Annotated in this window: 12 protein-coding genes; all 12 read right to left on the bottom strand. The window is 61.9% G+C overall.

Going from position 1 to position 12,450, the window contains the following annotated elements:
- Window positions 1-10: 10 nt before the first annotated feature.
- The 12 genes from H8711_RS06440 to H8711_RS06385 all read right to left on the bottom strand — a co-directional run bounded on the left by H8711_RS06440 (window position 11) and on the right by H8711_RS06385 (window position 12,420).
- Window positions 11-544, bottom strand: coding sequence for a phage tail protein (locus tag H8711_RS06440; RefSeq protein ID WP_249282648.1), 534 nt, complete (start codon window positions 542-544; stop codon window positions 11-13).
- 2 nt (window positions 545-546) lie between these two features.
- Window positions 547-726, bottom strand: coding sequence for a DUF6760 family protein (locus H8711_RS06435; RefSeq protein ID WP_249282647.1), 180 nt, complete (start codon window positions 724-726; stop codon window positions 547-549).
- Window positions 723-1,097, bottom strand: a complete 375-nt coding sequence (locus tag H8711_RS06430) for a Trm112 family protein (RefSeq protein WP_249282646.1) — start codon at window positions 1,095-1,097, stop codon at window positions 723-725. Before H8711_RS06430 ends, H8711_RS06435 begins: the two co-directional genes overlap by 4 nt.
- Before the next feature lie 65 nt (window positions 1,098-1,162).
- Window positions 1,163-1,612, bottom strand: a complete 450-nt coding sequence (locus H8711_RS06425) for a phage tail protein (protein WP_249282645.1) — start codon at window positions 1,610-1,612, stop codon at window positions 1,163-1,165.
- Window positions 1,613-1,668: 56 nt separating this feature from the next.
- Complete coding sequence (locus H8711_RS06420) at window positions 1,669-3,357, bottom strand: phage tail sheath family protein (RefSeq protein ID WP_346728186.1); 1,689 nt, start codon at window positions 3,355-3,357, stop codon at window positions 1,669-1,671.
- Window positions 3,358-3,448: 91 nt separating this feature from the next.
- Complete coding sequence (locus H8711_RS06415; RefSeq protein ID WP_249282643.1) at window positions 3,449-3,838, bottom strand: DUF4280 domain-containing protein; 390 nt, start codon at window positions 3,836-3,838, stop codon at window positions 3,449-3,451.
- Window positions 3,805-4,479 carry a hypothetical protein gene (locus tag H8711_RS06410; protein WP_249282642.1) on the bottom strand — a complete coding sequence of 225 codons (675 nt, stop codon included), beginning with the start codon at window positions 4,477-4,479 and terminating at the stop codon, window positions 3,805-3,807. The genes H8711_RS06415 and H8711_RS06410 overlap by 34 nt, the downstream gene beginning before the upstream one ends.
- Before the next feature lie 32 nt (window positions 4,480-4,511).
- A complete protein-coding gene (locus H8711_RS06405; RefSeq protein ID WP_249282641.1) occupies window positions 4,512-5,120 on the bottom strand; it encodes a Pvc16 family protein in 609 nt (202 codons plus the stop codon).
- Between the two features lie 13 nt (window positions 5,121-5,133).
- The gene (locus tag H8711_RS06400; protein ID WP_249282640.1) at window positions 5,134-6,942 is read right to left on the bottom strand and encodes an MORN repeat-containing protein; all 1,809 of its coding nucleotides are present in this window, start codon (window positions 6,940-6,942) and stop codon (window positions 5,134-5,136) included.
- 25 nt (window positions 6,943-6,967) lie between these two features.
- A complete protein-coding gene (locus tag H8711_RS06395) occupies window positions 6,968-9,634 on the bottom strand; it encodes a HAMP domain-containing protein (protein ID WP_249282639.1) in 2,667 nt (888 codons plus the stop codon).
- A 47-nt stretch (window positions 9,635-9,681) separates the two neighbouring features.
- Window positions 9,682-10,578, bottom strand: a complete 897-nt coding sequence (locus H8711_RS06390; protein ID WP_249282638.1) for a hypothetical protein — start codon at window positions 10,576-10,578, stop codon at window positions 9,682-9,684.
- A 33-nt stretch (window positions 10,579-10,611) separates the two neighbouring features.
- Window positions 10,612-12,420 (bottom strand): hypothetical protein, encoded by a 1,809-nt coding sequence (locus H8711_RS06385; protein WP_249282637.1) that lies wholly within the window; start codon window positions 12,418-12,420, stop codon window positions 10,612-10,614.
- Window positions 12,421-12,450: the final 30 nt, after the last annotated feature.

The raw sequence follows: 12,450 nt of genomic DNA, 5'->3' as shown, positions 1-12,450 counted from the left end.
CCTTTCCCTGTTAGATCCCGCTGATGCCGAAGGCGGAGGCGGCCATCGCGATCGCCGTCTGGTCCTCGAGCGTCTCATAGGCGAGCTCAAAGCTCTCGACCAAAAAGCTGCCGCTCATCGCATCCAGCGGCGAACACTGCCACTTTTTGACGACCGCTCCGTGCACAAAGTAGATCCTCTCCAGCTTTCCGCTCCGCCCCGAGATGGTGATGACCATATCGATGGGCAGCCGTTGGCCCACCGAAAACCGGGCCATTAAAATCTGGGTGAGCGCCTTCATATCGCTCACGCCGATCATGCCGCGCTCGAGCGTCAAGGTGCGCTCTGTGGTGACGGGCTTGCGCAGCGAGTGCACGTAGTCGTTCACGCCGCCCTCTGCGAGCGGCTCGGTCTCCACCAGGGTCTCCATATTGGTGATCTTAGAAAAACCCATCTCCACCCCCTGGATGTACACTTTAAATTTGTACCCGGGCAAAGGGTTTCTCGGGAGCTGATCGGAAGGTTTTGCCTCCCAGTGGGTGATCCACTTGTTTGCATCCGCCATCGCTATACCTCAAAAATGTTTTTGGGCTCGTTGTTGAGCTCCTTGTGAATCGCCGAAATCTCTTCGCAAAAGCGCCGCCTGGTTTTGTGATCCAGCGTCATAACCGTCTCGAAGCTCCAGTGGTAGTAGTACGAGAGAAAGCTGACCTCTTTATAGAGCTGGGCTTCGGGGTAGACGGTCACTCCGCCGACGTAAAATTTACCGGCTGCTCGAACTTATGCCCGCACTCGGGGCAGACGCACTGATCCATCACCGGCTCGATCGCGTTGATCTTCTGGTACATATCCTGCAAAAAGGCGAGGTCGGAGGAATAGAACTTCTCCACCACGCGCGGGTCGATCTTGGGCACCGTGCCCAGCGAGGTGATTACACGCGAAAGCAGGATGATCGTCAGATAGCCTGGGTTTTGCACCACGCGCGGGTCGCGCAGCGGCAATATCTCATCCGCCGCGGTGGCCAGGCGCATCACGCCGTGCTTATGCAGCACCCCGGCGCTGTCCACATAGCCTTTGGGCAGATCAAATTCGTATTCGGTTGAAAAATCGAGTTCCATATCGCTACACTCCTCCTGCGGCGCGGGCGGGCCGGTGGCCCGCCGCCCGCGATCTGGTCAGTTCATTACAGGTTGCGGCGCATCTCCTCAAAGGCGAGCTCGACACTTTCAAAGGCGATCTCGCTGGCGCTGGCGTTGAAGTCGGGCGCGGTATACTTGCAGGGCCAGGCGTTCACCAGCGTCCAGTTGGCGATGTCGTTGTGCGCGTCGTCCTGGAGGTAGATGGTGATATCCTGCACGCGGTCCTCCGCGGTGCCCTTTGAACCGTTGGAGATACCCGCGACCCACTCGAAGAAGGACATATTTTCGGTCATGCCCCATTTCAGGGTGACGTTGCCGTATTTGGTGAGGCCGGGCATCTTGCGCGGCGAGTTGATCGGCTCGGTGCCCTCGCGGTACTCGATGACGTCCACGCTCGCGTCGAAGCCGCTCACCTCAGAAAAAGCCGCCACGTCGATACTGTCGATCTCGACCCGGTAGTTATATTTTTTGTATGGATATACGTTGATTGCCATTCTCAATTCATCCTTTCATCGTTTGAATGCGCCCCTGGAGGGCTGCGCGGGGACGATCACTCCTTCATGTTCTGGGTGATGCGGAAGATGACGAACTCGGCGGGACGGCTGGGCGCGACGCCGATCACGCAGATCAGCTTGCCGTTGAGGATATCCTGCTGGGTCATGGTATCCGGCCCGATGTTGACAAAGAACGCCTCGCTCTCGGTAGCGCCCACCAGCGCGCCGCTGCGGTACATATCCCGCAGGAACGAGCGGATCGTCATGCCGACTCTGGCCCAGAGCACCTCGTCGTTGGGCTCAAACACCGCCCAGTTGGTCTGCGCCTTGATCGTCTCCTCCAGATAGATGAAGAGACGGCGCACGTTGATGTATTTCCACAGGCTGTTGCTCGAGCAGGTGCGGCCACCCCACACGCGGATGCCCTGGCCGGGCAGCGCGCGGATCAGGTTGACGCCCGCTGGGTTGAGCAGGTCCTGTTCGCCGCGGTTATACAGGCAGGAGAGACCCAGGCAGTTGTTGACCACCTCGTTGGCTGGGGCCTTATGCACGCCGCGGGCGACATCGCTGCGGGCATAAATGCCGCAGATCGCGCCGGACGGCGGGATGTAGGCGGGTTTCTTAGCGGCCATATCGTAGACCTGGAGCCAGGGGTGGTACATCGCGGCGTAGTCGGAATCGACGATCGCGCGGTGCTCGAGCAGGTTCTGCGGTTTGGTCAGCGCGCCGGGCATATCCAGCACGGCAAAGCGGCTCGCGAGGTTCTGGCAGTGGGAGACCAGCGCGAGCTGCACCGCCGGGGAGGTGATTCCAGGGATCGCCATGATGCTCACGTTGGTGATCTCCTTGAACGCCTCCAAACCGGTGCGCTTACCCGGCGCGTCGCCGCCGCCAATGTAGATCGAATCGTCGGCCTTTTTGCAGCTGCCGTCGGAACCGCCCGAGAGGGTGAACACGCTCTTGGTGGCCAGGGCGTCGCCTGAAAGGGCGAGCATGGGCGGGAATATCTCGTCGATGGCGTTGTACTGAATCGAAATCAGGTTGGAACGGGACAGGCGGTTTTCGATGAAATCCGCGCTCTGGGAGTTGAACGAAACGGTCTCATAGGTCTCGACCTCGCCGCCGCAGGAGATTTCAATCGAGACCTCGCAGCTCTCGATCACCTTTTTGGGCAGCATCGCGGTATCGACGATATCCTGCTCGAACTCGGTTTCAAAGGTGACGGTGTCGTCTTGGATTTTGACGATGCGGTTGTAGCCCACCGGCGCGCCGTTATCCACCAGCGCCACCACGTCGCCCACTGTAAAGCCGGACGCGTTTTTGAGCTGGAAGGTCTTGCCCAGGGCGGTCATATCCGCATCAGCTGCGAGCGCCTGCGACTTCGCCTTGGAGGCGGTGCCGGCCACGATGCGGATGTTGTTGCCCCACCGGCCCACGCTTTTGGCCGTGGCCACGATCGAGCTCATGACCGCGCTGGCCGCCTTGGCGTCCGCAGGGGCCACGCGCATGATGTAGCAGCGTGCGCCGCCGTTGTTGAAGAACTGCTCCACCGCGTAGGGGAGGAAACGGTTGCCGCCGAACGCATTCTCCGAGAGGTAGCCGCCGAACTTGCGCTGATATTCCGCAAAGCTGGTGATAAACTCCGGCGTGCCGACGGTCTCGCCCTTCTCCGCCATGCCGATAAATCCGGCGGTGCTGGTGCTGACGCCCTCCATCGCCCTCATTCCGGATTCAAATTCTTCCACATAGACTCCTGGAGATAAATACTCTGCCATGTTACTCTTGGGCCACGGTCGTTTTGTGGCCACTCCTCCTTTTGCTTTATTTGGCGGGAATTCAGTTGCCCACCATGGTTTTGACCTGTCCTGGATTGATAATTTGTATCACGCCCGCATATGCACACATACATTTGCAGGTGTTGTTGAGGGCGGGCATCCCCGCCAACAGGGTCTTGCTGGAGCCCGGCGCCCACGGGCCGGTGATCGAGGGGATACAGGGCATCGGCGTGAGCACGCCCAGCGCGGCCGCGGTCGCCGACGCCACTGTCGGGTTCGCCAGGGAGGAGCACATGCCGAACGGCATGATGTTGACCATCGGCTTCATATCCATGATGTTCGCCGCGGGCGTGCCGCACAGGGTCTTGTTCTGCGGCGTCACCACCAGCGTCGACGGCGCCATGCCAAAGCTGCACATCAGCTGGGCCCCGTTGCAGACGAGCATACCCATCGCTTTCCCTCCTTGTTGTAATACTCGATTTGGGTAATCAGCTCCCCCTGGCCCGGCTCCACGGGGATAGAAAACCGGCCGTCGCCGTCGCAGCGGGCGGCATATGCCCGCACAACCGGCTCGCCCGGCTTGTGCGGATGCACAAACCCCGCCGGAACCAGATAGGCGCCATCCGGGCCGCAGTCGCCGGTGACAAACACCTCGCGCCTGCCGCCCGTACCGACAAAAAACCGGGTGCGCACCGGGGGACGGATGAAGTATCCGGAGAACGCCGCCGCCGTGCCCTCTTCGCCGTCCGAAACCGACAGCAGCTTGACTCCGCCGCCCTGGCGCAGGGCGTATACCATCTCGCCCGGGCGGTGGATCCCCTCGACAAACTCGCAGTCGGAGAAGGCGGCCCCGCGCCTGCGCAGCAGGCGCAGCTCCACCACCGGGAGGCGCGGGTCGAGCGCCCGGGTATCCACCTGGACGCGCTCAGGGCAGTAGCTCCCGCCGGAGACCTCCACAGCGAAGACGGAGCCCTCCAACCCGGTGAACACATAGAACCCCTCGGGCTTTCGCAGCGGCGCCGTCGGGCGGCCGTTCACAGTGAACAGGTGCCCGCCGCCCTTGATGCAGCTGCCGCTGAAATCGTCGTACAAGAGCAGGACAAATTGCGTCTTTTTGATGAAGATTACGATCTCCCCCTTCCGCGCGCGTCGCCGGCGCGTATCTGCTGCGCCTCGAACTGCGCCTCGACCACGCGGATAAACCGCTCGCTGTGGCGCGAAGAGATCATCACCGGGGAGATCGAGAGATACAGCCCCATCTGATACGGCAGGTTGAGCCCGGACCAGATTCTGTTTTTCTCCTCGTAACTGAGGTTGAGCAGCGAGACCGCTGCCGCTTCCTCAGAGGGCTGGGCGTACGGCTGCGCCGACGACAGGTCGATGGACGGGTTGTCCATCATCGCCTGCACCGCCCGGCCGAAGATGCGCTGCTCGGTTTCGGCGCCGGTGGCCATCTGCGCGCGGCTGTTGACAAACAACATATAGTGCAGGGTGAGCGGCTTATCGGGGTAGGTGCGGGTGTTGTCCGCGCCGCGCACCGGGGCGGACACGCGGTATTCATTCAGCTCCCGGATGTCGTAGAGAAAGACGCCCAGCTGAAAATCCCCGTTTTTATCGCTGGGCGATGCCAGCGCGATCGCCTCCGACGATTGGATCGGTTCCGGGCATAGGTTTGTGCGCAGCACCCGCAGCAGGGCGGCGCTCATGTCTGCGATGACGGTGTAATCGGCCATTGGCATCTCTCCCTTACGATTCGATGGAATAGTACATAACCGCATCGCGGTTATCGAGCTGATAGCAGTAGCGGTAGGTCATGCCGTCCCAGTCGTAGCACCGGCGCACGATCCGTTCCGCGTAGCTGATGTTTTTCAGGCGGACAAACAGCTTGTTTTGCTTGTCCATTTCAAACAGGATGTTGCTGAATACGGTGGGCTGCTGCTGGCGGGCAAAATCGATCGCCACGCAATCCTCGATGCTGGGGGGCAGGCTGTCGTCGTAGGGTTCCACCTCTTCGATGGGCTCGCCGGGGCGCATCACCGTCACCTTGTTGACCAGCACCTTGCTCTTGTCGAGCTCGGCCTCCGACTGCCAGACATCCTTGTCGATTTCAAAATAGAGCGAGATGTTCTTCTCCACAAAGTCGGGCATCCCCGTTTCTCCGTCCGGCTGCTGCGGGACATCCGCTGCGGGCGGTTCGTCCTCGGAGGCGCTGCTCTCGGGCGGGTTGCCCGCCGCGTTTGCAAGCTCATCCATCCGCTCGATCAGGTCGTTCATCAGGTCCTCCATCGTGGCGTCTTCATCCCGCGAAGAGGAGGAGGACGGCGCATCGTCCGGCACGAACCACGCCATCGGCGAGAACAGCGCGCTCCCGCCCGACAGCTTCGCCGGGGTCGCTGGGCGGCCCGCGCTCATCCCCTGGATTCCCTCCTGGACAAGCGGCGGCTGGTAGACTGTACCGTCCGGCAAATAGTAGTACTCCGAGGCCTGCTCCTCCACAGACCGTGGTTTCTCCCAGACATCCACCCTGACCCGGCAGTCGGTGGAGAGGATCACCCCCGCCTGCTCGAACACAAAGCAGCTGTCGCGGTCGTCGTAATAAACCTTCGGCGTCTCGGTGAACGCCTCCTCCACTTCGGCAAGGGTGGCGTTTATCAGCGCCCGGTAGTTGATCTCACCGCCGTGCATCGGGCCGGTGTAGAGCTCCTTGCCGGCTGCGCTGTAGAGGGTGCCAGTCCCCTGGGGCTTTCCGCCGAAAAATTCCCCCTTGTACCGCACGACGCCGTCGCTGTAGTAGCTGACGCCCGCGCCGTGATATTCGCCCTTGACAAACGCCCCTTCGTAGAGCAGCAGGCCGCTTTCGCCGTACAGCTTGCCTTCGCCGTCGTAGAGGCCGGCCCGAAACGTGCCGTCGTAGATGATCGCGCCCCTGCCGTCGTAGAGCTTACCCGCGCCGCTGTAGAGGTTATCGGCAAACTCGCCCTCATAGCGGACAGCCCCGTCCGCGTAGTATTGGACGCCCTTGCCGTTGTACTGGTTGCGGTCGAACTCGCCCTCGTAGAGCAGCTTGCCGTCCCTGGTGTAGAGCACGCCGCTGCCGCTGCACACGCCGCCGTCGATCTCGCCGGTGAAGACGGTTCTGCCGTCGGCGGCCTGGATGTTGGCCACGCCGGTGAAGTCGCTGAGCTTCATGTCGTCGTAGGCAAAGGTCACGCTGGTGCGCACCGCGGCGGGCTGCGCCGGCTGCGCGGGGAGCTTGGGGGCAAACATGATAAAGTAGAGGAATACTCCGGCGCAGAGCGCCAAGATCAGTGTCAGAAAGAGCTTTTTATAGACCCAGTACCGGCCGATCGAGTAGTAATCCGCGCGGCTCTGCGGCCGCAGGGTAATCAGGGATTTTACCTTTTTGGTGAGCGGCGCGATCAGCTTGGCCGTGATGATGTTGACGTTGAACATCCGCTGTACGCGGACAATCATCATTCGGAACGGCCCGGTGATCGCGGTGGTCAGCCGCTTAAAGGCCGAAAGCAGAAGTTTGAACAGGTCCGTACTAGGCACCTCCTTTGTCCAGCTCCGGGGTTATTTAGAGCTTCTTTTCACACTGGAAGATATAGTGGCGCGCCACGTTGTCGTATTGGTTTTCGCGCAGCACCACAGCAAACAGGTTTTTCGCGTCGTAGTAGCGCTTCTGCTGGTAGAGCTGCATCGCCTTGTCGAAGGTGAGGCGGGTGTCGTTAATCAGCCGGATGATCTCGGGGGAGCTGCCGTCGTAGAAGTCGTAGAGCCCCCTGCTCTGCTGGCCGCGGTCGCCCAAAAAGCCGATGAAGCGGTTGTAGTACCGCTCGCTGTCCAGCGTGGCGTAGGCGTCCTGCGTCACGACCAGGCGGCTGGAGAGCTGACGGATCAACGGCAGCCTCTGGGTCATCGCCTCCAACCCCTGCGAGATCATCGCGGGGATGTAGCGCTGCTCGTCGCCGCAGATGCCGTAGTACAGCTCGGCGCGGTGCAGCAGGAAGGTGACGTCCAGGCGGCTGTGCAGCGCGGCCGAAGCGTTATGGCCGTCGATCTGGGCCAATGCGGCCAGCGCGATCGAGACCCCGTCCTCGCCGTCTTTGGGGCAGATCACCTTGAGGCTGCACAGGTTGACGCTGTCCACCACCAGCGTGGCGTCGTATTGATCGGATATTTCGTTGATGATATTGAAAAAACGGTTGATGAGCTCCTGCTCGGCGCGCAGCGGCATCTTGTCGGAGCTCAGCCAGAGGTTGACGCACAGCACGTTGTAATCGCCCTGCACATGGCTGCCGGGCTGCAAATCCCCGAGGTTATCCTTGCCGAGCAGGCGGAAGATGCGCTGCGGCACAAACCGGAAGTAGGTGTCGCTGACCCCCCTGAGGTTGTAAAGCTGCACATCGATGTCGCCGGCCATCTTGTTGAACACCCGCGCGATATCCGAGAGCTCGTCGCGGGTGTCGCTCTCCAGCCGGATGCGGCGGTTGCCCTCTGAGAATTCCTCGAGGCCGTCCTTGATGCGCACCAGAGGGCCGAGCACCCGCATAAAGACCACGAGCAGCAGCGCGCCGATCACCAGCAGGAATACCGCGGCGATGATGATATAGTTGCGCAGGTACGCGCCGGTGTAGCGGTCCATATTGGCCGACGGGATGCTGGTTTCGAGCAGGTAGACGGTGTCGCCCTCCACGCCGCCGATCGGGGTGACGCAGATCACCCTGCGCCCCATCCGGTCGGAGATCTCGCCGGTCTGGGTCTCGCCGGTGAAGGCCGCCTCCCGGTGCATCCTGATCTCCTCGCTGTTCAGCACCAGTTCAAACGGGTAGAAGCAGGGCAGGTCGCGGTCCACGCCAGTGTACAGCCTGCCGCCTTCGTAGTAGGCGGTGCGGGTGTACACCGCGCGGGTGCGCATCTGCTGGTCGAGGTAGCGGTAGCCCTCGGTGGTGTAGTCGTAGGGGTATTCGATCTCGTTGAAGCTCTCGGTGCCGAACAGCGCGGTCAGCAGGTTGCCCTCGTCCTCCACCTGCTTTTGAAAGCTGCCGCTGATCGAATCGCTGTAGGCGTTGTAACTGAACACCCCGAACAGCACCAGAGCCACCGCCAACAGCGGCAGGGCGGAAAACGCGAGCTTGAGCAGGATGGTACGGCTGCCGCGCACCTGGCTCGCCACCGCCACCGCAAAGGCGTACAGCAACAGCAGCCCCACAAAGTAGAGCGCCGTGCCGCCCAGCATCGACAGCACCTTAAAGAGCAGCCCCGAGGTGAGGCGGCCGACGACCGAGTAGCTGCCCGCCTCGCTGACGATCAGCTCATAAAACCCCGTGGAGTTGTTGCGCACCACCGCCGTGTAGTTCTCGCCGTCGCGCACCGATGCGGTGAGGATATCCGACGGCGCGTAGTTGCTGACGCCGGTGAAGCGCTCCGAGCCGCCCTGCAGCACCGAGGTGCTGCCGTCCGCGAGGTTCAGCAGCGAGATATCGCCGCTCTCCTGCTCCCCGATGAGCACATACTCCCCATCATACGGGGCGATAAACATCGGATACATCAGCTCCCGCAGCTCGCGCGCGGGGTAGATTTCGGTTGCGGCCGCGCCCTCTGCGGCGAGGTACACCTTGCCGGACATGGTGGCGTAGGCCACCTGCGAGGACGCGGGCACCGCCCTATAGATGCCTTCAGCGGGGTCGATGGAGTAGGTGCGGGTGCCCTTGGAGGCGGGCGTCCCCTTTTTGGCGAGGTCGGCCGGATCGAAAGCCGCGCGGGTGAGCTCGCTTGCGTCCCCGTTGACCCCCATCAGCACCGCCACGCTGGAGAGGGACAGCCACTTGTAGCGCACCCCCGCCTCATTTTCGAGCGGATGCACCGCCACCCGCTTGGAAAACCAGCGGCTGAGGTCGTAAACCTCCAGATCCTGCCGCAGATATTCCTGGGTGAGGGCGTCGGCGTAATCGCGAATCAGATAGACCCGCGCGCTGTCGTCCACCGCAAAATCGGCCACCGACGAAGTCTCGCCCCCGCTGGTCTGCCGGATTTTCATCGTCTGGCGGTAGACACCCCGCTTATCCGCCATGCGAAACACCAAGTCGCCGCCCTCCACCTGGGCTACCAGGGTGTCCCCGCCAGCGGCCGCCGCAATCCCGACGATGTTGTCGAGCTTGCCGGGGGATAACACAATATTCTGTACCAGAGAGGCGATCACCGCCAGCACAATGAAGAGTATCCGCAGCACTCTGCTCCGCATTGACATGTCTCCTACCCACCTTAATCCTTTGTTGCACGGGGCCGGGGTCAGACGTCCTCGTCGCCCAGGTATACTTCCCCGATGCTGTTCATCCCGATATAGCTGGTGTTCACCTTTTCATTCTGCCGCCAGGCCACCCGCAAAACGATCTGATAGGCCGCATAGATCACCGTTGCCGCGACCAGTACGGCCAAAAAGATCGTCATAGAATTGCGCGTTAAAAATTTTTTGAAGCCGATGATCCGGTCGAGCAACCTCCGCACCCCGAAGTGCAGCTCGTCGGGCTCGTCGGGTATCGCCTTGACAGCCGTTAAAATCTGATTGAAGCTGCTAAAGCCCCGGCTCTCCTTCTTTTTGAAAAATGCCTGGAGTTCGCGGGGATAGAGGTCCACCTGGCGTTCGTACCGCTCGCTGTATTCCCGCGCGAGGATGTCAAAGGCGCAGGTGGCCGCCGCATAGTAGAAGTCCGCCGGCCGGCCGCGGCCCGCCAGCTCGCCGAAGTCGATGAAGTAGTTGAAGTAGACCCGTCCGTCCGGGGCGAGGTTGATATTGCGCTCGCGCAGGAGCAGCTCCCCCACCTCTCCGCCCGCTTCGATCTCGGCGCAGGCCACCAGAAAGGCGGCGGCCAGCCTTTTGCGGTCGGCAAACGTCTCTGCCTGGATCATCTCCCGGTTGCACAAGCGCACCTCCGGCTGGTAGCGAAACACCAGGCAAAACCGGTCGCGGTAGGCAAACGAGCCCACAAAATCCCGGTTGGCCGAGAACAAGCCCTCACCCGTGACCTGCCGCGCGACCTCCCTGCGCACCTGGCTGTCCGCAATCGAAACCACCGTGTAAAACACGCCGCTGTCGCGCTTGAGGTCGGTGCATACAATCACCTCGTTGACCGCGTTTTTTAAGACCGTCCTCATCGTATGGAGGTTCATATTCAAAACCTGAAACATCTCACACCCCCCGCCCGCCGGTAGGCAGGCCCCTTACTCCTCTTTTTTCTTCTGGGATACGATGGCAAACGCATGCGTATAGATCGACGGATCGCTGATCGCCTCGACGCGGATTTCGTACACGCCCTCCTTGGCGGGCGCGGTGTACACGCCGCTCTGGTCGATGTGGCCGCCCTCGGCGTCCACCAGGCGGAAGTTGCACGCCTCGGTGGGCATATTGATGAACACCGGCGAGATGTGCGCGGTGCCCTTGGGCGGCAGCACGATGGTGTCCGGGTTGATGAGGATATACCGCTCGCCGCCGTGCGCCGGCTTGAGCTGCTTGTCGATCTCGCCCAGGCGGAAGGCATACCAGCGGATGCGCAGGCTGATGAGACCGGTGGTCTCGTGCAGCCGCAGGCCCACGATGAAGGTGCCGCGCTCGGGCAGGACCTTGATCGCGGCGGAGAGGTTGTACACCCGCTCGTCGCGCGCGTTTCCGTCCGCATCCGCGAAGAGGTCCACATCCCCCAGCAGAATCTCGCTGACCTCCTCGCCCGGCCCGGCGCTGCTGATGTATTCGACTCCCACCTGCACATACACCGGGCCCTTGCCCAACCCGTGCATAATTTCGTCGGAGAAGATCGTCTCCTTCTGGTCGTGCCCCAGGCCGATACCCAGCTCGAACACCCCGCAGGCGGTGTCGCGCACCGCGGCCTGGGCCTCAGGCTGGTAGCTCTCGGGCGGCTGCGCAGGCGCGGGCGCGCCGTATGTCCGAGGCGCGGCGCTATCCGGGTAATATTGTTCCAGCCGCCGCAGCAGCATGAGCTGTTGGGCGTTGTAGGTATACTGGCCGAAGGGCGGCGGGGCGACGCTGTCGATGATGACCTGCTCGTCCTGGCGGATCAGGTCGATCTTGGCGATCCACAGCCGCTCGTCGTAGCTCTCCTCAAGCAGCTTGTCCATCGACTTGCTGTAGAGGTGGGCGAGGCAGAACTCCTCCAAGCCGGAGTTCACCGGCTTGATGAGCAGTTCGATGTTCTGGTTGAGGTTGAACACCTCGCCGCTGCGCTGCACGGCAAAATCCGTGATGGTGACCGCCACGCTGCCTCCGCCGCTCCAGACGTGCGGCTCGGGCGTGAGGATGTAGTTGAGCACCTTGCAGTCCCCGCAGGCCAGCTTGACATGATCCAACCCCACCTGAATGCTTCGGTTGCCCTCGGCGTCCTCAAAGTTGGGGGCGGCCAGCTCGTAACAGAACGAGTATTCCTCCGCGCCCGGCCCGATTTTGCGCAGCTCCACCCGCAGGTTGATGCTGCTGCCCAGCGGCAGGTAGCGCGGTAGATACTGCGCCACCTCGATGTCGCCGTCGGAGTAGATCACCTGCCGGTCGATAAATTCGTCGATCGGCTGCGGCACCCGCGCGACCAGCGCCTCGTCGAGCAGGGTGAGCTTATAGCCCTCGCGCACCCGGTTGTAGCTGTCTTCGCCCGCGCCCTCCTGGGCCATCACGGCGTAAACCCGGTCGGCAGGCGTCTCCTGGTAGCTGATTCCCAGATAGGCGCAGGAGGATGTGAGCTGCGCAAAGCCCTCGATGGTGGAGAGCTTGACCACCCGCGTCTCGGGCGCCACGATCTCCCGCCCCGAGGCGTCCAGGGCGCACCCCGCCTGGATCACCACCGAGGCGTCGTCCGCCCGGATCACCCCCAGGCCGGACAGGATGCCGTCCGCCCCGGTGAGCCGGTTGAGAAACCGGCGCTTGTCGTTGAAATAGCGCTGTTCCGCCTCGAAGTCCTTGGCGGTCAAGAGCTTGCCGAAGTAGTAACTGTTGCGTTCAAAGGGGAAATATTTTCGATTCAGCATTGCAGCAGCCCGCTTTCTATGTAAGATTCA

Source organism: Ligaoa zhengdingensis, assembly GCF_014384885.1.
GTDB lineage: Bacteria > Bacillota > Clostridia > Oscillospirales > Ruminococcaceae > Ligaoa > Ligaoa zhengdingensis.
Note: the sequence above shows the minus strand (reverse complement) of the source record. Positions and strands in the feature narration are given on the sequence as shown.

Bases quoted from the DNA above. Each gene is read 5' to 3' on its own strand.
- H8711_RS06440 (WP_249282648.1), bottom strand. From the start codon at position 544: ATGGCGGATGCAAACAAGTGGATCACCCACTGGGAGGCAAAACCTTCC.
- H8711_RS06430 (WP_249282646.1), bottom strand. From the start codon at position 1,097: ATGGAACTCGATTTTTCAACCGAATACGAATTTGATCTGCCCAAAGGC.
- H8711_RS06425 (WP_249282645.1), bottom strand. From the start codon at position 1,612: ATGGCAATCAACGTATATCCATACAAAAAATATAACTACCGGGTCGAG.
- H8711_RS06415 (WP_249282643.1), bottom strand. From the start codon at position 3,838: ATGGGTATGCTCGTCTGCAACGGGGCCCAGCTGATGTGCAGCTTTGGC.
- H8711_RS06405 (WP_249282641.1), bottom strand. From the start codon at position 5,120: ATGGCCGATTACACCGTCATCGCAGACATGAGCGCCGCCCTGCTGCGG.
- H8711_RS06395 (WP_249282639.1), bottom strand. From the start codon at position 9,634: ATGCGGAGCAGAGTGCTGCGGATACTCTTCATTGTGCTGGCGGTGATC.
- H8711_RS06390 (WP_249282638.1), bottom strand. From the start codon at position 10,578: ATGTTTCAGGTTTTGAATATGAACCTCCATACGATGAGGACGGTCTTA.
- H8711_RS06385 (WP_249282637.1), bottom strand. From the start codon at position 12,420: ATGCTGAATCGAAAATATTTCCCCTTTGAACGCAACAGTTACTACTTC.